Consider the following 17,838-nt stretch of genomic DNA (forward strand, 5'->3'; position numbering starts at 1 on the left):
GGCGATCGGGATGCGCTCACCGATCGACTACGAGCAGTCCCTCAAAGCTACCCCCGAAGCAAGCTAACGCTGTCCACTTTTTCGGGGGAACCCCAGACATACAGCGGCCAAACCTACAAGCAGGACAGAGGCGATTGTGTCGCGGCCTCGACTGTGGTGGCACGAGCGGCCAAGGACCCGGTATTCATGCTCGGACTGACCACCGGTCAGGGTCCCGCGACGATCGGCGGCGACAAGCCCGGGGAGGACAGTGTCGCGGCGTTCAGCAATCGATTGAAAGCAACCTAGGATGCGAACGATGATCAACACCCACACGGCAAGGACGGGATCGCTCTGTTCAACGATATGTTCGGGCCATCAACCGGGGCAACCTACAACGCGAAGACAATGACACGCGCGAAGACAATGATTCGCAGACGACACCGCTGGCAGGCCCCTACCGCCACCGCCTGTACATGGGTACGTCCACGGCGCGGCATAGAACACTGCGGCTTACTGAAGGATTCACCGTTCGACTCCTTGACCTCGTGCTCGACATGTTCGTCTGAACCTCGGACATCCCTTAGCCAAGGGCCGAATCTTGCGGGATAGGGTGCGACCCCAGTCATCCATCGACGTCACGAGGTATCGGGCCGACACGGAACAGCGGTGTGGTTAACGTTTGCCGTCGACACCGGCATTCGCCGCAGCCCGCCCAATCAGATCGGGCAGCACCACATCGAGTTCATCAGGCTCCCACCGCGTACGGGTCGTCGCGGTCGGCCCAGCGCTCCATCCTTCAGCGACGGTCAAGCGCCCGCCACGCAGCCCCAGGACCCGACCGGTGACGTCTCCGGACCGCTCGCTACCGAGCCATACCACTGCGGCAGCGAAGTTTTGAGGATCAAAAGGGTCCGGGGTGGTCGATCTCGGCCGAACATGCACATGATTATTGAGAATGTCCTCGGTCATTCGTGTGCGTGCAGTCGGGTAGACGGCGTTGGCTGTGACGCCGTATCGCTGAAGTTCGCGGCTTGCCACGACGGTGAAGGCGGCAATCCCCGCTTTGGCGGCAGCGTAGTTGACCTGGCCCGGATTGCCGAAGAGACCCGAGGACGAGGTGGTGTTGATCAACCGGGCCCCGACGGGTTCGCCCGTCGCCTTGAACCGTTCACGCCAATACGTGGCGGCAAAACGAGTCGGGCCGAACGTGCCACGCAGATGAACATTGATGACCGCATCCCAATCGTTGTAGTCCATATTGACCAGCATGCGATCTCGCACGATGCCTGCATTGTTGACCAGCACATCGAGACGACCGAATCGATCGATCGCCGTGTCGATCAACCGACGGGCGCCCTCCGGCGCGGCGACGTCATCGATAGTGACCACCGCCTCGCCACCGAGCGCGCGTATCTCCTCGACCACCCTCGCGGCCGGCGCCTCCGACACGCCTTCTCCGTCGCGGGCACCTCCGAGATCGTTCACTACGACTTTGGCTCCGTGCCGGGCGAATTCGAGCGCATAGGCGCGTCCGATTCCCCGGCCTGCACCGGTAATGGCGACAACCCGGTCCTCGCAGATCCGTTCGGTCATGCTGCGCCCTTCTCGAGGATGTGCACGGCGCAGGCGGACGCCAGGCCGATGACGTGCGTCAGGCCCACCCGTGCGCCCTCGACTTGTCGTTCGTCTGCCTCACCGCGCAGGTGGGTGGTCACTTCGAAGATGTTGGCGACGCCAGTCGCACCCAGTGGGTGGCCTTTGGATAGCAGTCCGCCGGAGACGTTGACGGGTATCTCCCCGTCGCGGCAGGGCGCACGCCGATCGATGAATTCGCCTGCTCCGCCGGGCTCGCACAACCCGAGATTGTCGTAGTGGAGCAATTCTGCGGTCGCGAAGCAGTCGTGCAACTCGACCAGATCGAGGTCCGACGGCGAGACACCCGCACTGTTGTATGCGGCCAGCGCGGCATTGCGGGTCACGACGTTGATGTCGGGTTGCGCGAGCCCTTCGGGCGTCCACGGATCGCTGGTCAGCACGGACGCGGTAACTTTCACGGCCCGGCGGCGCACCTCGGTCGGCATCGACCGCAGCCGTTCACCGGATACTAGGATCGCAGCGGAGGCGCCATCGCCTGTCGGGCAACACATCAGGGTCGTGTTCGGGTACGCGATCATCTCCGCGTTCGCGATTTCCGTAGCGCTGAACGACTTTCGGTACTGAGCAAGCGGATTGCGCACCGAATTCTCGTGGTTCTTCACCGCGATCTTGACGAATTGGTCGAATCCGACGCCCTCATAATCGGCGACATAAGCCATTCCCGCTTGCGCGAAAACACCTGGCATCATGCTCGTACCAAGGATGCCTTCAATCGGCATGACCGCGCCGGTCGGGCCGCTGGGGAGAAATTCGCTGCGGCCGCGATCTCGGCGAGATCCACCTCCGAGCAGGCCGCTCTTCCCCATCTGTTCGCAGCCCACAGCCAGCCCGATGGACGCCTCTCCTGCCTTGATGGCCTGAATGACCACCCGGACCGCCGTGGCACCAGTGGCGCAGGCGTTGACAACATTGAATACCGGAATCCCGGTCTGCCCCACGAGCTTCTGGATTTTCTGGGCGGGATTCGATCGAGCGTGCGCCACGCTGCCCACGGCAAGCACATCGATATCGCTGATCCCGATGGAGGCATCAGCGAGTGCGGCAAGTGTCGCCTCGGCACCGAGAGCGAACACGTCCCGGTCGGGATAGCGGGCGAATCGAGTCATCGAGACGCCGACAACCCAGATGCTGTGGTCATCGATTCTCATGACTGCTCCGATGCTATCGCAGGCGTGAATCCAAACGCGACCGCGGTCGTTCCGTTGTCGTCCGTACCGACGGCATAGGTCTGCATCCGCACCCGCATACCGAGGGCGACGTGATCGGTGTCGGGCGGACAGCCGACTATGTTGGTCTTGACCACACTTCCGCAATCGAGCGTGACAACTCCCGAGACGAACGGGGTTCGAATGCCGCGCACCGCACGGTGGATGATGCTGAAGCATCGGATATTTCCGGTGTCCGCCGCGGGGTGAGTGTTGAATTCGGTCTCGCCGCATCGGGCACACGCGATGCGAGAGCCGAAGAACGTGGCCTTGCAGGATCGGCACTCGGTTGTCTGCAAATAAGCACGATCGCCATCGAGCACAAGGTAATTGACAATCGGCACATTCGAGGACATCACGAGCCTTCCAGGGGTCTGCGCTGCGACGGGTGTCGAAGAGTACGTCGCGTCTGATTGAACGGTCGGTCACGATCGGGAGCTGGTTCACGCACAAGGCCGAGGATCTTCTCGGCGAGGATGTTCTTCTGGATCTCGTCGGTGCCGCCTGCGATGGACTGAGCGGGCGTGGACAGCAGAATCTCGGCGATCGTGCCTTCGAAGGGCGCCTCGGGCCCGGACAACAGAGCGTTCGCCCCCGCTATCGAGGCGTGGGCGTGCGCCGACGCGCGGGCCAAACGGCTGGCGGTCAGTTTACCGACGGATCCCTCGGGTCCCGGCTGCTTACCGCGTGCCCTGGCCGCCTTGGCCCGCGCAGCGGTCCATGTGCTGATCCGTTCCAGGGTGAGCACTGCGGCGATCTGCTGGCGAATGAGCGGATCGTCGAATCCGCCGGTACGACGGGCATGTTCGACGATCAAGTCGGCACGTCCGGCGCGCTGCGGATACCACCGGTAGGTGGCGAAGTGCTGCTGGGTCTCCTGGCGGGCCTCGGCCAGAGTACGCCCTGGCTTATCTGCATAGTTCGGCGGCCGCAGAGTACTGAAACGGCGCTCGTGGGCCAGGGTCGTCAATGCCGTCGTCCACCCCTTGCTGACACCGCCCAGGACGAAATCGCCTGGCACGCGGGCATCGTTGAGGAAGACCTCGTTGAACGACGAGTGGTCGTTCATCTGGCGCACTGGTCGTATGGTCACTCCTGGTTGGTGCATCGGAAGAATCAAATAGCTGATTCCTTGGTGGGCAGGGGCATTCGCATCGCTACGGACCAGCAGCATCCCGAGATCGGCATGCTGTGCGCTTGTGTTCCACAGCTTGTGGCCGTTGACGATCCATTCATCGCCATCCAACACTGCGGTGGTGGTGACACCGGCCAGATCAGATCCGGCCTCGGGTTCGCTGAAGAGCTGACACCAGCGTTCCTGGCCGGTGAGAATCGGGCGCAGGAACCGCTCACCGTGGTCTGCGCTGCCATGGGCCAGAATCGTCGGGGCAGCAAGCGACATACCGACACCGATCGGGGTCCCAACCGCCCCCAAACGCAGCAGTTCTCCGACGACCACTTCATCAGCCCACGCCGGCATATCCAAGCCACCCCACCGCCGCGGCCAGGACGGAGCCGCCCACCCAGCCTCGACGAGCCTGGCACGCCAGTGTTCGAGCGGCAGGTTGGGATCCCAGTGGGCCGTAACCCATTCCGACAGTTGGGCTCTCACTGCATCGACGTCGTCGGCCGAGAAGCGAATTTCATTCATCGCCAGCGTCTCCATCCAATGCCACGACCGCGTTCCCGGTCAAGACCACCTCTCCGCCCGGTTTTCGCGTCACCATGTCGATCTCAGCCACCTGGAACTCGCCCTCGTCATGCACCGTCGTGAGAGTGACGGTCGCCGTCAGGAGATCACCGGGCAGAACTGGTTTCGAAAAACGAGCGCCGTAGTAACGCAACCGGCTTGCACCGAGCCAGTCGGTGAGCACGGTGCCGGTCATCGCCATGGTGAGCATGCCGTGCGCGATGACGCTCGGATATCCGCCTCGTCGGGTGGCGAACTCCTCATCGATATGGACACGGTTGAAATCGCCCGACGCACCCGCGTACATAGCGATGCGTTGGCGGCTCAGACGCCCCAACTCCACCGTTCTACTTCGCCCGACCTCGGGATTGCTCGCGGAGGCTATGTGAGAAGGCGGTGACTCGACCGAACTGGCTTGTTCCCTCCTGCCTTGCTCGGTCGCGGTTTCGCCGCCGGAGATTTCCTCAGACTCGGTCTGCACCGTCCGCACTCCGATACTGCGGGCGATCACTGCCGGCTCGCCGTCGACGGCAATGTATTCAGTGAAGCGTTCGGAGAATTCGAGCATCCCGCCGCGACGATTGGGCTTGTGCCACACCGAACCTGAATGCGAGGTCACCGTAAATAGATCACCGATCCGGGCCGGCCGCAGATACTCGAAGTGCTGCTCAGCGTGCAGAATTGGACCGCGCCGGGCTCCAGCAGTCTCGCGCTCGGACCGGGATTGCTTAGAAGCAGCCGCTGGCAGGCGCAAGGGATAGCCCAGATCGTAATGAGCGCTCGCCTGCACGAATGTCGGTGGTACGACAGCCGAATCACCGGGATTGCGCCCACACGTGGACGCAATCCGCTGGTACGCCGCGTTCTTGTCACCGACTGCCCTGGCGAACATCAGAACGTGTCCGGCGTCGACCGGGAAGAAATATTCGTTCATGACTGTTCTTTCGGCTCGACGGCGAGTTCGTCCAGGAATCGTCGAACGGCCGCATCGAAACGCTCGGGTTGCGAGAGGTGTGGCATGTGCCCCGCACCGGGAATGATGACTAAACTGGCGTCGGGCAACCACCGTGCGAGGTAGTGGGCGCTGCGCAGAAACGTGGAGTCCTCAGCGCCCACGATCACCAGCGTGGGCATCGTCAGTGTGTACAAACCGTCGATGACCCGAGAGTCCTGCTGGCGCAAGAACCCGCGAGCCGCCAACGCCAAACCACGTGTATCACGATGGCGCACATCAATATGCGCGAGAGACGTCGGCATCACCACCGCGCCGCCGGCCTGCAAGCCCCCTGCGCATCGGTCGGCGAAGTCGTTCCACGCAGCCCGCGCTTGTTCGCTGCGGGTGCCAGGCCCGGTGTCGATCATTATCAGCGCGCGGACGCGCCCCGGATAGGCCAATGCGAACTCCAGCGACAGGTATCCGCCCACGGAATACCCAACGACAACCGCGCGAGCAACCGCAAGGTGGTCGAGCAGTGCACGCATATGGTCGGTCACAGTCTCGATCGCGTAGTGGTGGGCATCCTGTGGATGCTCGCCGAGGCCGTGGCCGGGAAGATCCCACGTCACTACCTGATGGTCGACGGCGAGCACACCGGCGGTGCGGGCGAATGTTGCGGACATGTCGCCGAATCCATGCGTGAACAGGACCGGCAGACCGTCGCCGCGCACTTCGAATCCGACTCGTGCGCTTGGTCGTTCGAGAAACTGCATTACCCATATCCTCGCTGTCATCCTCCGATGAAATCCGGGACTCGCCGCGCACGGACCGCGGCGACGCCCTCACGCCAATCGACCGTTTGCATCAGACGCCGCTGTTCGCCACGTTCGCGGCCGATGACCGCACGAACCTCGGAAACCAGTGGGCGCCGCATCGTTTCCCGGATGGAGCGGACCGCCAGCGGCGCTGATCTGGCGATCTCGGCGGCGAAGGCATGTGCTCGCGCACGCAGCTCAGCTGGCTCGACCAACCGATCGCACAGTCCGACGCGGAAAGCCTCGCCGCCATGCATCCGCCGCCCCGAATAGAGCAGATCGAGTGCCACCTGCTGACCGACGACCGCTGGCAACGTCACGCTGAGCCCGAATCCTTGGTGGAAGCCGAGCAGTGCGAAGTTCGCACAGAAGCGGCTGTCCGCTGAGGCGATCCGGAAATCGGCCGTCAGCGCCAGCCCGAGTCCTCCCCCGATCGCCGCCCCCTGTACCGCCGCCACTATCGGCAGTGGTTGCTCGAACAGACGCATAGCGACGTCGTAAATATCGAGCCCTCCGCGTGGCCCGACCGGATCACTGTGGCCGAAATCCGCGCCTGCACAGAAGTTGCGGCCCTCGCTACACAAGACCACGGCCCGGCACTGCCCCCCAGCGACCAACTCGTCGCAGGCATCGGCGAGCCGGCCGATGAGACCGATATCGAAGAAATTGCTTGGCGCTCTTCGGATCTCCACGGTTGCCACGTGGTCATCCCGCAGCACGACCGAAACGTCTTGTACTTCCGAACCGGCCGTCATTCCGACCACCCACTCCTTCTGCCGGCACCTTGATCGTTTTCGACATGATAGTCGAAAATCGACATACATGTCGATGATACTGGTGCAACCGCCATCGTTCCCGCCCGATACGATGGACTGCCTTCGAGCATCCAGGAAGGCAGGCGAGCCAGGTGAGCGAACCAACCGCCGACGTTCCGACCGATCAGGGCGGCGCGACACCCCGCCGCGCCGACGGCGAGGGTCCACGCACACGCGGCGGGTGGACACCCTCGGGAACGGCAGCGAAACGCCGCGCCACCAGAGATGAGCACCGCAGACAGCGAAGCCAGCGCACACGCGAGGAGATCATCGTCGCGGCCCGGCGGGTATTCGAACGCGGCGGCTACCTCGATGTCGGCGTAGACGACATAGTGGCCGAGGCAGGAGTGGCGCGCGGCAGCTTCTACACCTATTTCCCGACCAAGATCGAAGTGTTCAAGGTCCTGGCTGCCCGGGTGGGGCAGCAGATCCGCGACGCGGTGGGGTTCCAGCCCCAGGACGCCGGATTGGATCCCATTGCGGCACTGAACCAATCACAGCGGCGGTATATCGGCGTATACCGAGACAACGCCGCCATCTACGGGTTGATCGAGCAACTCTCGACGATCGATGAACACCTGCACGAGATTCGCCTCACCAGTAGAAGCAACCACGTCGAGCGTGTCGCCGAGCGGATTCGCCGATGGCAGCAACAAGGATTGGCAGACCCCACTGTAGACGCCGAGACCACCGCAGCCGCCCTCGTGTCGATGACGTCCAATTTCTGCTACTGGTGGTTCGTGGGCCAGGACCGTTACGACGAGGACCACGCGGTAGCAACCATCAACATGCTGTGGGTGCGCGCAGTGGATCTGCGACGGCGACCCCGTCCAAGCTGGGTTGCCCACGCCCGGAAAGAAGCGCCGACGAGCTAACAGCAACCCTGCACAGCAGCGGGCGAAGCCTTCAGACCAAAATCGACATGTATGTCGATTTTGGTTTACGATTCGTCGCATGACAGACGAAGCCGCACGCAGCACCTTGCTGCACAAGCTGTTCTGGCCACAAAGCATCGCCATCATCGGAGCATCGGCATCGGAACGGTCGCTGGCCGCGCGACCGCTGCGCATCCTGCAGAAGAGCGGCTACAGGGGGCGGGTATACCCAGTCAATCCTCGACATCGCGAAATCCTGGAAATGGCGTGCTATGACAGCGTCGCCGCATTGCCGGAGGTCCCTGATCTGGCAGTGCTGGTGGTGAATGCCGAGACCGTTCCCGCAGCCGTCGAAGAGTGTGCGGCAAGCGGGATTTCGAACGTTGTCGTAATCAGCTCCGGCTTCGCCGAGAGCCACGACGGTGCACAGCGTCTACGGAACCTCCACGACATTTTGCAGCGCTACCCGAATGTCCGACTCATGGGCCCGAACAGCGAGGGCTTCGTCAACACTTTCGGCAAGGTACCGATCACGTTTTCCCCGGCAGCCGAAGACGGCCAAGATAATGATGGCCCGCCAGAAGGTCCCGTGGCCATCGTGGCCCAGTCGGGCGGTCTCGGCTTCGCCGTCTTCGCCGATGGACGCGCCCGGGGTCTGGGTTTCGGCTACGTTATCAGCACCGGAAACGAAGACGGTTTGACAGCTCTGGACTACGTCGACTACCTGGTCACGGAGCCTCGCATCGGAGTCATCACCGTATTCCTCGAAGGCCTCGCCGACGGCAGTAGATTGCGACAGGTTGCCGCGGCGGCGGTGACTACACAGAAGCCGATCGTCGTCGCGAAGGCCGGTGCGTCAAGCGCCGGCCAGCGCGCCGCCGAATCACATACGGCGCGCTTGACCGGAAACGACGTTGTCTACCGAGCGGTCTTCCGCCGGAGCGGAATAACGGTCGTCGAGGATCAGGAGGAACTGATCGATACGGCGATGGCCTTCGCGTGGGGCACACGGCCCGCGGGCAACCGGGTCGCCGTATTGACCTACTCCGGGGGCACCGGCGCCTGGACCGCGGATGCACTGGTTGCGGTAGGCTTCGAGGTACCAGCGCTGTCTGTCGACCTTCGCCAGCGAGTCCAATCGCTGATACCGGCGTACGGGTCGTCGGCGAATCCGGTCGATGTCACCGCGCAAGCCGCGCACTCCGACACCCTGATGCCGATTCTCGAACTGATCGCAGGCAGTGGCGAAGTCGATGCGGTCGTCGTGGTCACTCCGCTGTCAAACGCCGGATTGCTTCGACGCGACTGGTACACCTACCACAAACAGATTCGTGGTATCGGCATCCCGATTTTGGTTCATGGATACACCAGACCTACCCAAGAAGCCATCGATCTACTTGCCCGCCTGCGTATTCCGTGGTCGACCAGTTGCCAGCGCGCAGCGCGCGCATTGCGCTCCCTACGCGACTACGAGTTATTCCTCGAGAGCGCAGACCACGGAGTAGCTGCGGGTGTGGCCACGGGGCCGCATCCACCGGTGGGAGCGCCCGGGGAGTGGCAGGAATGGCAGGCGAAAGCGATACTTCGCGAGCAGGGTATTCCCGTCCCGGAAGGCCGGTTCGTGCCGACCGCACATAGTATTTCGGCACTGCGCGACGCCGCGGAGCAGATCGGCTTTCCGGTAGTGCTCAAAGTCCAGGCGCGCACACTCGTGCACAAGACCGATCTGGGCGCCATGGCCCTCACACTGCAGGATGCCGACGCCGTCGCCGATGCCGCGCAACGGATCGCTGCCACCCTGTCGGAGACTGCCCCTGACCTACGCGTCGATGGCTGGCTCATCGAACGAATGCACACCATGCACGCGGAGATGATCGTCGGGGCGGTGCGCGATCCTGCGCTCGGCCCTGCTCTGGTGATCGGGTTCGGCGGTATCTATACAGAGATCTTGGCCGACACCGTGTGCCTGCCTCTGCCGCTGTCCGCGGCAGACATCGCAGAAGGACTGCGCCGTTTGCGCGGAGCCGCTTTGCTCGACGCTGCGCGTGGCGGCCCAGCCGCCGATGTCGACGCCCTGATCGACGTGGTTGTTCGGATTGCCGATTTCGTCGCGGCACATCCTGAGATCGAGGCCCTCGACCTCAACCCGGTGTCGGTGGGGACACAGGGCCAAGGAGCGATCGTGCTCGACGCATCGGGCACGATCGCTGCCACTGGCTGATCAGTGAGGCGCTCCGTGGTCTGTCGTCACTCAGGGACCGAGGAAGAGAGTACTGATTGGCGTAGGGCGGTTTCAGCTGTTGCCGCGCTTTGTCTCACAATAGGATCCACCTGTGGCACTGCTAGAAAGTTACTGCCGTAGGCTGCTGCGACTGAATACCTGAGCCGCCAGCATTGCAGATGTCCACATTGAAGGGCCCATCTCCGACAAATTGGCTTGTTCACCGAGTCCAGCCCAGTCCATCCAGATTCTGCGGATCTAGGACGGCCATATTGCATTCTTCCGCGACTACGCCAACCCTCGGGTCGAGTACGGGATCACTGTACGGCGGCCGTCATGCAAGTGCTCGGCAAGGACATCATCGAAAGACCGATTCGTTGTCGACCTGACCCCCGGCGGTGCCCTGCCCGGCCGGGATCACGGTGCCCATCGTCGCGTGTATGGGCTGTCGTACCGGCGCCGATTACTTCGGCGGCGACTGTACGTTTGCCGCTGCACGCACAGTGCACCACGGCGGCCGGTGGGCACACGATCACTATCGGCGCCCGTGAGAAATACCTGGTCACTGGCCGTGAGCGGCAGCACGGTCCAGTCTGGAAGGCCAATTACCGTGGCACTGTCTATGTCGGTCGAATCGCGACCCGTTCTGTCCGGAATCAGGGGTCAGTATTCAGCCGGACGCGACAGCCACCCGCCCATGTTGGAACGCAAGATCGGGCATCTGATGCGCCGCCGCGACGGTAGACGTCGCGCGTGCCGTGCTGATCCTCTGCGATGTACTCCGATGGCGTGCCGAGGAGGCCGCGACGCTGCTGGACATCACGGTAGCGTCCACCAACGGCCTGCTCCGCAGAGCCCGCAAAACGCTGGCAGGCTTGACGGCGTCGGACACCAGCGATCCCACACTCACGCCCGAACAGCGCGGTCTGCTCAACCGCTACGTCAATGCCTTCGAACGAAGCGACATCGACGCCCTTACCAGTCTGCTGCATGAGGATGCCACGCTGTCCATGCCGCCGTACCCGCTGTGGCTGTTGGGTCGTGCCGAGATCGAGCGATGGTTCGGCCGGACCCCCAACCCCCTGCCACGATGCCCGCACGGTCATGGTCGAAGCCAACGGGCCCCTGCTGTGGCGATCTACCACGCGACCTGGCCGGGTGAGCCCTACCAGGCATTCGGGATCCAGGTACTCACCATGCGAGGGTCCGCAATCATCGAAGTCGAGATCCACCTCGAACCTAGAATGTTCCCTGTGTTCGACCTGCCGGCCCAGCTCTTTGCCTGACCCGGCGGTCCTCCCGATCGACCCAAAACGAGGTCCACAAACGGGTCCCCGCCTATTTCGCGCAGGCGAACCTGAGGGAAAATGAGTTACCTGCTCGTCCGCGAGCTAGCCGAGGTTGGAATCCCCGTCACGGTGACGCGCCTGGCTGAAACTGGCTCGCCAGCCGTACTAACGGTGGCACGCTGATCCGGTCACCGACGCCGAACTCGAGCAGGCATACCGGGCCCACGCAAAGTTCGACGCCCGCCGCGACGACCCCGAATTTGGGTTACAGCTTCCTCACCGACGAGGCCCGCGCCGCAGGTGAGCCGATGGCTGAGCGCACCACATGCGGGATCTGCTCGGCCCAGGGCTGGTGGAGTATATTCGGCAAGAAACGCAGCCTGCAAAGCCAAGGTCGGCCCGCCAGTCCACGACGACCTTGTCCGCCGCAACTTCTCCGCCGAGGCCCCGAATAGATTGCGGCTGGCCGACATTTCCGAACATCGAGACGGGGCGTCCGGAAGGGCCCTCGGGCAGATCGACGTCGGTGGTGTCGACTACATTCGGCGCAGATCACCATCGTCCCCGGCGGCTCGACCGGCTGGCACTACCAAGACGGGACGGCCTACATCGTCGTGCTTGTGGGAACCCGACAGCTATATGGACCGACCTGCGCGCTCGACGGAATCCACCGGGCGGGCGACGTTTTCACCGAGCAGCCAGGAGCCCGCAACGTGCATCTGGGGCGCACCCCAGGGCCCGAGCCCGGTGTTCTGGGCGTCCTCTACGTCCAGGCGGCTTGGACGCCTTTGGCGCGCGAGGCGGCGGCCCCTAGGTACGCGGGGCGACTGTCCCGACTCGGTTCCGTCCCGGTAGGGACGGAAGCGAGTCACCAACCGGATCCATGCTGAGCTGAACGACGAACCCTATGCATGAATTCTTCTTCGACCAGCGATATCGAACGTTCCGACGTTCCGACATGACCGGTGGGCATCGACGTCCTCCGAATACGAAAGGAGCCCCCGACGTGGGCTTCAAGACCAATACGAGGACGGGCTCAAAGATGAAACCCTAGTCATGTAGGTGGAGCTACACAGGCGGGAGCTACAAGGGCACGAGAACTACCCGCTACTGGCGAGTGATGGCGTGCCATCGGGACCAGGCACACTAATCAGCGGCCTTTGTCGGCGGCCGCGAATTCGTTACGCTCCCGACTCCGGTCACCGCCCGTCCCAAACCCCGGTCAGAACAGGCCACGTCGCGAAACCGCCCATGGGACATCGCGGTCCAGCCGTGGTTCTTTGGGCAGCCCAAGCACCTGTTCACCGAGGACGTTCAATTGCACCTCATCGGTGCCGCCCATGAGCGACATCGACGGGGCGGTGAGAAAATCCCGATCATCGTCCGCTTTACTCACCATCCCGGCCGCACCCGACGCATCCTTGATCAACTCGGCGCGGGCCTTGAAAACCCTGGTCTGACGCAACTTTCCACCCGACGCCGCTCCGATTTCCGCCGTCCCAGTCGCGGCCCGCATGGCCGTCCAGGCGGCAACCCGCTCCAGGATGTAGACCCGCATAGCGCGATCGCGGACAACCGGATCGGACAGTGCGCCGTGGGCAGCCAGTGCCCGCAGCCACTCGGGCTCGTGGCGGCCGCTGTCGCGGCGTCGGCTCGAGCGGGCCGCAGCCATCGCCGTGCGTTCGTTGGCCAGCACGGTCATTGCCACGGTCCAGCCTGCACCCACCTCACCGATTCGCCAGGCGTCCGGCACTACCGCACCTCTGACGAAGATTTCGTTGAACCGCGCATCACCGTTCATCTGCCGGAGCGGACGCACCTCGATCCCCGGATCGTGCATGTCGATGACGAACATCGTCATACCCTGATGCTTCGGCAGGTCGGGCGTCGTTCGTGCGAGGCAGAGACCCCAATCGGCATAAGCTGCGCGACTGGTCCAGATCTTCTGACCATCCAACCGCCAATTTGCGCCGAAACGCTCCGCCCGCAAGGAGACGTTGGCCAGATCGGAACCGGCTTCGGGCTCAGAGAACATCTGGCAGAAGATCTCATCCCCTCGGGATATCGGCGGCAACCATTTCGCACACTGCTCAGGCGTGCCATGCGTAAGGATGGTCGGTCCCACTATGCCGGTGCCGATGCCGAAGGCGTACAGCTCCGGCGGTCGTGGTCCATGCCGCGCGACGGTAGCCCGAATCTGTCGGGCACGTGCCGGCGAAGCATCACATCCGCCGTATTGGGCCGGCCATGTCGGGGTGCTCCATCCTCGGGCGGCCAGTCGCCGCAGCCATGCCCGGCTGGGTGACAGTTCGTCTTCGTAGCCGATTTTGGGCACGAAATTCCCTCGTGGCACGCCATCCGCGAACAATGCCGCGGCCATGGTGTCCAGATCCTCGGTCACAGTCTCTTCCTTTCCTCGATCCGGGTAGTCACGTGATCCACGATCCACTTTATCGACATGAATGTCGAAAACATATAGACTCGGACCGCGATCGTCCCCTGGACGTAGATCCCGACCGAAAGGGAAACCTGTGGTATTCGGCAGTTTCAGCGACGAGCACGAAGCACTGCGCACGGAAGTCCGTCGGTTCCTCTCGGCCAAGTCACCCGAAGCGGAAGTCCGTCGCCTGATGGCCACCACCGAGGGATATGACCCGGCCGTCTGGGCGCAGATGAGCAAACAGCTCGAGCTCCAATCACTGGCCATCCCCGAGCAATACGGCGGATCCGGCTTCTCCTACGTCGAACTGGCCATCGTGATGGAAGAGATGGGTGCCGCCCTGCTGTGCGCACCGTACTTCGCCAGTGCGGTGCTCGCCGCCAATGCACTGCTGACCTCCGACGACGAGACCGCTAAACATGATCTGCTGCCAGGTATTGCTCGCGGCACCACCATCGCCACGCTGGCAATCGCTGAAGAAAAGGGCCAATGGTCGGTCGACGCCGTCGAACTCACCGCAACACACGGCGTAGACGGCTGGATCCTCAACGGACACAAGAGCTTTGTCATCGACGGGCACACTGCCGATCTCATACTTGTCGCAGGGCGCACTGACGCGGGTCCGTGCCTGTTCGCTGTTACCGCGAATGCTCCCGGTCTGCATCGCGGTGCCCTGCAGACCATGGATGAGACCCGTAAGCAGGCACGCCTTGTCTTCACCGATACCCCCGCACGACTAATCGGAACGCCGGGCAAGGCGGCGCCGGGCTTGACCAAAACTCTCGAACTCGCGGTGGTCGCCCTCGCCGCCGAACAGGTGGGTGGCACTCGGCACTGTCTCGAAAGCTCGGTCGACTACGCCAAGACTCGCATCCAATTCGGACGACCGATCGGTAGCTTCCAAGCAATCAAGCACAAATGCGCCGACATGCTCGTGGACCTCGAGTCAGCCCGGTCAGCCGCCTACTACGCCGCCTGGGCTGCCGCCGACGGCTCCGACGAATTGCCTGCTGCGGCAGCGATGGCAAAGTCGTTCTGTTCGGAGACCTACTTTCGTGCCGCCGCGGAGAATATTCAGATCCATGGTGGCCTTGGCTTCACCTGGGAACACAACGCCCACCTGTACTACAAGCGCGGCAAGTCTTCAGAGCTACTGCTCGGATCCCCCGCCTATCACCGCGAACTGCTGGCCGCACGGATCGAAGCCGATTCCACAGGAATTCAGAAGCCGAGTCCAACTGTCAGCTCGAGCCTGTGAGCTCGGCCCACCCTCCGATGAGGCGATCAGGCATAGCGTGGCACGACCATGTCCTGTGGTGGCATCTACATCCCCTCACCTTCACCGGCGCCGAGCCCACGGCACTGCCTGAAGCAGCCGCCCCGATCCCCCGGCTCGACCGGCTCCACCCATGGTTGGATTACCTGATCGAACTGGGATGCAACGGCCTAGCACTCGGTCCTGTATTCGCCAGTGCGACCCATGGATACGACACCGTCGATCACTTCCGCATCGACTCGCGACTCGGTACGGAGGCCGAGTTCGTGGCTCTCGTCCAGGCTTGTCATCAGCGCGGTATCCGGGTCCTGCTGGACGAGGTGTTCAATCATGTCGGCCGCGAATTTCCTGCATTCCAGGACGTCGTAGCATACAGGGCCGCCTCGCGCTATGTATCGTGGTTTCGCGTGGACTTGGATGACCACACACCCGACGGATTCGACCATGTCGACTTCGAGGGCCATCGAAACCTCGTCACGCTCAACCATTGCGAACCAGCGATTGTCGATTACGTCTGCGAAGTGATGAGGTATTGGCTCGAACGTGGCATCGACGGATGGCGGCTCGATCCAGCTTACGCGGTCCAGGTACCGTTCTGGCGTACCGTCATCAACCGGGTCTCCGCCCAGTTCCCGTACACCATGCTGGTCGGCGAAGTCATTCACGGCGACTACCGTGCCTTCGTACACGACGGCCGCCTCGATACCGTCACGCAGTACGAGTTGTGGAAGGCGATCTGGAGCAGCCTCAATGACCGCAACTTCTTCGAACTCGCCTGGTCAATCAACCGGCACAACGATTTCGCTCGCGCCTTCCTTCCGCTGACATTTGTGGGCAACCACGATGTCGCCAGAATCGCCAGTCGTCTCAACCATCCGCAGCACCTCGGCCACGCTCTCGTTGTGCTCTTCACCCTCGCCGGGCATCCCAGCATCTATGCCGGTGATGAGCAAGCCTTCCGCGGCGTCAAATATGACCGGCTCGGAGGCGACGACGAGATACGGCCCGAATTCCCTATCGCTCCAGCAGCTCTCGCCCCACACGGCTGGCCGACCTACCGCCTCCATCAGAAACTCATCAGCCTGCGCAGAACCAACCCATGGCTGAACCGCTGCAGCGTCGAGATCTGCCACCTCACCAACAGGCAGATCGCCTACACCGCCACCGATCCCGACTCCGATTCCAGCTGACCGTTCTCCTCAACATCGACGAGTCCAGATCCGAATTCCCGCTATCGACTCTGCCGTCGAGCTGCTTGCTCGCCAGCGATGACAGTCCGCCCACGCGAACAGTCGAAGCCCATGGGTGGGCCATCCTTCAATGACTGAGAGGCTGACAACTCACGCGCCCGCGTTATCGAGTTGCGGCCCGGCTGAGGTGTTCATTCCGCAGACCCATCGTCCGGGCGCTGAGGCCGAAGTCGACTTCGGTGATTTCAGTGTCCGGCTGCGGGGTGAGACGGTCACTTGTTATCTGTTCTCGTTCCGGATGTCGTTCTCCGGCAAGGCAGTTCACCGCGTCTTCGCCTCAGGCGGGCAGGAGGCATTCCCGGAAGGCCACGTGCATGCGTTCACCGTGCTGGGTGGGGTGCCGTTCGGGAAGGTCCGCTACGACAACCTGAAGATCGCTGTCGCCCAGGTGCTCGGATTCCACCGGTTACGCAAGGAGACCGAGCGCTGGACTGCGTTCCGGTCGCACTTCGACTTGGAATCGTTCTACTGCCAACCCGGTATCGAGGGCGCTCACGAGAAGGGTGGTGTCGAAGGCGATATCGGCTGGTTCCGCCGCAACCGGCTGGTTCCGGTCCCCGAGGTCGACTCCTTAGAAGAGCTCAACGCGAAGATCGACGCCTGGGATGCCGAGCACGATGCGCGGCACATCGGGGCTCGCTCCCATACCGTCGGTGAGCACTTCGCCATCGAGCGGAAACTTCTGAAACCGTTGCCGGAGGAGGGTTTCGAGACCGGCAGCTGGTTCAGCCCGCGGGTCGACCGGTATTCCCAGGTCGTGGTCCGCACCAACTGGTATTCGGTTCCGGCGCGGTTGATCGGCCGTCAGGTGCGGGTGTTGTTGCACGCCAGCTTCTTGATCGTCTACGACGACCGCGTCGAGGTCGCCCGACACGAACGGCTTGTCGGCAGAGGACGATCGCGCCTGGATCTGGACCACTACCTGGAAGCGCGGCGGGCAGCACCGTGGGTTCAGCCCGCACCCGACCGCTGGCTGCTCCCACCCGGCGCCGACCCCGCCGAAACAACCGTCCTCCACGACTCGGTCCGGCTCGCGTTTGTCGCCGCTCTCCAACATCTGACACCACTGCAACGCGCAGCGCTCATCCTGCGCGACGTACTCAAGCTGACAGCGGACGAGACCGCTGACCTCCTTGAGATCACCGCGGCCTCGGCCAACGGGCTGCTGCGACGCGCGCGCCGCCGCCTCGCGGACCGGCGGACCCAACCCGCTCCACCGGTCGACCTCACCGACGAACAACGCACACTCCTAGAGCGTTTCGTCGACGCTTTTCAGCGACACGATGTCCCGGTGGGCTGCTCCCAATGAATGAGACCATCTGGTATTAGAGTCCCGTTTGGCCTGATGAGGGCCGAGAAGGGACACTGATCGACATGGCAGGACGCA

General features: G+C 63.1%; 14 protein-coding genes and 1 pseudogene. 7 read left to right on the plus strand and 8 right to left on the minus strand.

Translation table 11 applies throughout. From position 1 onward, the window contains the following. On the plus strand, positions 1 to 288 hold a 288-nt coding region (locus ACFYOW_RS48230), incomplete at its 5' end, for a hypothetical protein (RefSeq protein WP_387298708.1). Between the two features lie 366 nt (positions 289 to 654). On the opposite strand, the gene ACFYOW_RS48235 is transcribed toward ACFYOW_RS48230, so the two are convergent. Genes ACFYOW_RS48235 through ACFYOW_RS48265 form a run of 7 tightly spaced genes read right to left on the minus strand, consistent with a single transcriptional unit; the run spans position 655 to position 7,040 of the window. Beyond that, positions 655 to 1,575 (minus strand): SDR family oxidoreductase, encoded by a 921-nt coding sequence (locus ACFYOW_RS48235; protein WP_387298710.1) that lies wholly within the window; start codon positions 1,573 to 1,575, stop codon positions 655 to 657. Further along, the gene (locus ACFYOW_RS48240; protein ID WP_387298712.1) at positions 1,572 to 2,786 is read right to left on the minus strand and encodes a thiolase family protein; all 1,215 of its coding nucleotides are present in this window, start codon (positions 2,784 to 2,786) and stop codon (positions 1,572 to 1,574) included. The genes ACFYOW_RS48235 and ACFYOW_RS48240 overlap by 4 nt, the downstream gene beginning before the upstream one ends. Next, positions 2,783 to 3,199, minus strand: coding sequence for a Zn-ribbon domain-containing OB-fold protein (locus tag ACFYOW_RS48245; protein ID WP_387298714.1), 417 nt, complete (start codon positions 3,197 to 3,199; stop codon positions 2,783 to 2,785). The genes ACFYOW_RS48240 and ACFYOW_RS48245 overlap by 4 nt, the downstream gene beginning before the upstream one ends. Further along, the gene (locus tag ACFYOW_RS48250; RefSeq protein ID WP_387298716.1) at positions 3,199 to 4,494 is read right to left on the minus strand and encodes an acyl-CoA dehydrogenase family protein; all 1,296 of its coding nucleotides are present in this window, start codon (positions 4,492 to 4,494) and stop codon (positions 3,199 to 3,201) included. The genes ACFYOW_RS48245 and ACFYOW_RS48250 overlap by 1 nt, the downstream gene beginning before the upstream one ends. Continuing rightward, positions 4,487 to 5,467, minus strand: a complete 981-nt coding sequence (locus tag ACFYOW_RS48255; protein WP_387298718.1) for a MaoC/PaaZ C-terminal domain-containing protein — start codon at positions 5,465 to 5,467, stop codon at positions 4,487 to 4,489. The genes ACFYOW_RS48250 and ACFYOW_RS48255 overlap by 8 nt, the downstream gene beginning before the upstream one ends. Beyond that, complete coding sequence (locus ACFYOW_RS48260) at positions 5,464 to 6,264, minus strand: alpha/beta fold hydrolase (RefSeq protein WP_387298720.1); 801 nt, start codon at positions 6,262 to 6,264, stop codon at positions 5,464 to 5,466. Before ACFYOW_RS48260 ends, ACFYOW_RS48255 begins: the two co-directional genes overlap by 4 nt. After that, on the minus strand, positions 6,261 to 7,040 hold the full coding sequence (locus ACFYOW_RS48265; RefSeq protein ID WP_387298722.1) for an enoyl-CoA hydratase/isomerase family protein: 780 nt from the start codon (positions 7,038 to 7,040) through the stop codon (positions 6,261 to 6,263). Before ACFYOW_RS48265 ends, ACFYOW_RS48260 begins: the two co-directional genes overlap by 4 nt. A 152-nt stretch (positions 7,041 to 7,192) precedes the next feature. On the opposite strand from ACFYOW_RS48265, the gene ACFYOW_RS48270 reads away from it, so the two are divergent. The 3 genes from ACFYOW_RS48270 to ACFYOW_RS48280 all read left to right on the plus strand — a co-directional run bounded on the left by ACFYOW_RS48270 (position 7,193) and on the right by ACFYOW_RS48280 (position 11,482). After that, on the plus strand, positions 7,193 to 7,975 hold the full coding sequence (locus tag ACFYOW_RS48270; protein ID WP_387298724.1) for a TetR/AcrR family transcriptional regulator: 783 nt from the start codon (positions 7,193 to 7,195) through the stop codon (positions 7,973 to 7,975). A gap of 79 nt (positions 7,976 to 8,054) precedes the next feature. Continuing rightward, complete coding sequence (locus ACFYOW_RS48275; protein ID WP_387298726.1) at positions 8,055 to 10,196, plus strand: acetate--CoA ligase family protein; 2,142 nt, start codon at positions 8,055 to 8,057, stop codon at positions 10,194 to 10,196. A gap of 758 nt (positions 10,197 to 10,954) precedes the next feature. Next, positions 10,955 to 11,482 (plus strand): nuclear transport factor 2 family protein, encoded by a 528-nt coding sequence (locus ACFYOW_RS48280; protein WP_387298728.1) that lies wholly within the window; start codon positions 10,955 to 10,957, stop codon positions 11,480 to 11,482. A 1,225-nt stretch (positions 11,483 to 12,707) separates the two neighbouring features. Here ACFYOW_RS48280 and ACFYOW_RS48285 read toward each other — a convergent pair. Then, entirely contained in the window at positions 12,708 to 13,886 is a 1,179-nt protein-coding gene (locus ACFYOW_RS48285; RefSeq protein ID WP_387298730.1) for an acyl-CoA dehydrogenase family protein, read from the minus strand. 130 nt (positions 13,887 to 14,016) lie between these two features. On the opposite strand from ACFYOW_RS48285, the gene ACFYOW_RS48290 reads away from it, so the two are divergent. The 3 genes and pseudogenes from ACFYOW_RS48290 to ACFYOW_RS48300 all read left to right on the plus strand — a co-directional run bounded on the left by ACFYOW_RS48290 (position 14,017) and on the right by ACFYOW_RS48300 (position 17,760). Next, complete coding sequence (locus tag ACFYOW_RS48290) at positions 14,017 to 15,183, plus strand: acyl-CoA dehydrogenase family protein (RefSeq protein ID WP_387298732.1); 1,167 nt, start codon at positions 14,017 to 14,019, stop codon at positions 15,181 to 15,183. A gap of 17 nt (positions 15,184 to 15,200) precedes the next feature. Continuing rightward, positions 15,201 to 16,525 (plus strand): annotated as a pseudogene (locus tag ACFYOW_RS48295) (alpha-amylase family protein). After that, positions 16,522 to 17,760 (plus strand): sigma factor-like helix-turn-helix DNA-binding protein, encoded by a 1,239-nt coding sequence (locus tag ACFYOW_RS48300; protein ID WP_387298735.1) that lies wholly within the window; start codon positions 16,522 to 16,524, stop codon positions 17,758 to 17,760. Before ACFYOW_RS48295 ends, ACFYOW_RS48300 begins: the two are co-directional and overlap by 4 nt. Positions 17,761 to 17,838 lie beyond the last annotated feature (78 nt).

This window comes from Nocardia sp. NPDC006982 (assembly GCF_042869435.1).
GTDB lineage: Bacteria > Actinomycetota > Actinomycetes > Mycobacteriales > Mycobacteriaceae > Nocardia.

What these genes read in the sequence shown, in the direction of transcription:
- ACFYOW_RS48235 (WP_387298710.1), bottom strand. Translation starts at nt 1,575, where the DNA reads ATGACCGAACGGATCTGCGAGGACCGGGTTGTCGCCATTACCGGTGCA.
- ACFYOW_RS48255 (WP_387298718.1), bottom strand. Translation starts at nt 5,467, where the DNA reads ATGAACGAATATTTCTTCCCGGTCGACGCCGGACACGTTCTGATGTTC.
- ACFYOW_RS48265 (WP_387298722.1), bottom strand. Translation starts at nt 7,040, where the DNA reads ATGACGGCCGGTTCGGAAGTACAAGACGTTTCGGTCGTGCTGCGGGAT.
- ACFYOW_RS48245 (WP_387298714.1), bottom strand. Translation starts at nt 3,199, where the DNA reads ATGTCCTCGAATGTGCCGATTGTCAATTACCTTGTGCTCGATGGCGAT.
- ACFYOW_RS48260 (WP_387298720.1), bottom strand. Translation starts at nt 6,264, where the DNA reads ATGACAGCGAGGATATGGGTAATGCAGTTTCTCGAACGACCAAGCGCA.
- ACFYOW_RS48250 (WP_387298716.1), bottom strand. Translation starts at nt 4,494, where the DNA reads ATGAATGAAATTCGCTTCTCGGCCGACGACGTCGATGCAGTGAGAGCC.
- ACFYOW_RS48240 (WP_387298712.1), bottom strand. Translation starts at nt 2,786, where the DNA reads ATGAGAATCGATGACCACAGCATCTGGGTTGTCGGCGTCTCGATGACT.
- ACFYOW_RS48275 (WP_387298726.1), top strand. Translation starts at nt 8,055, where the DNA reads ATGACAGACGAAGCCGCACGCAGCACCTTGCTGCACAAGCTGTTCTGG.
- ACFYOW_RS48300 (WP_387298735.1), top strand. Translation starts at nt 16,522, where the DNA reads ATGACTGAGAGGCTGACAACTCACGCGCCCGCGTTATCGAGTTGCGGC.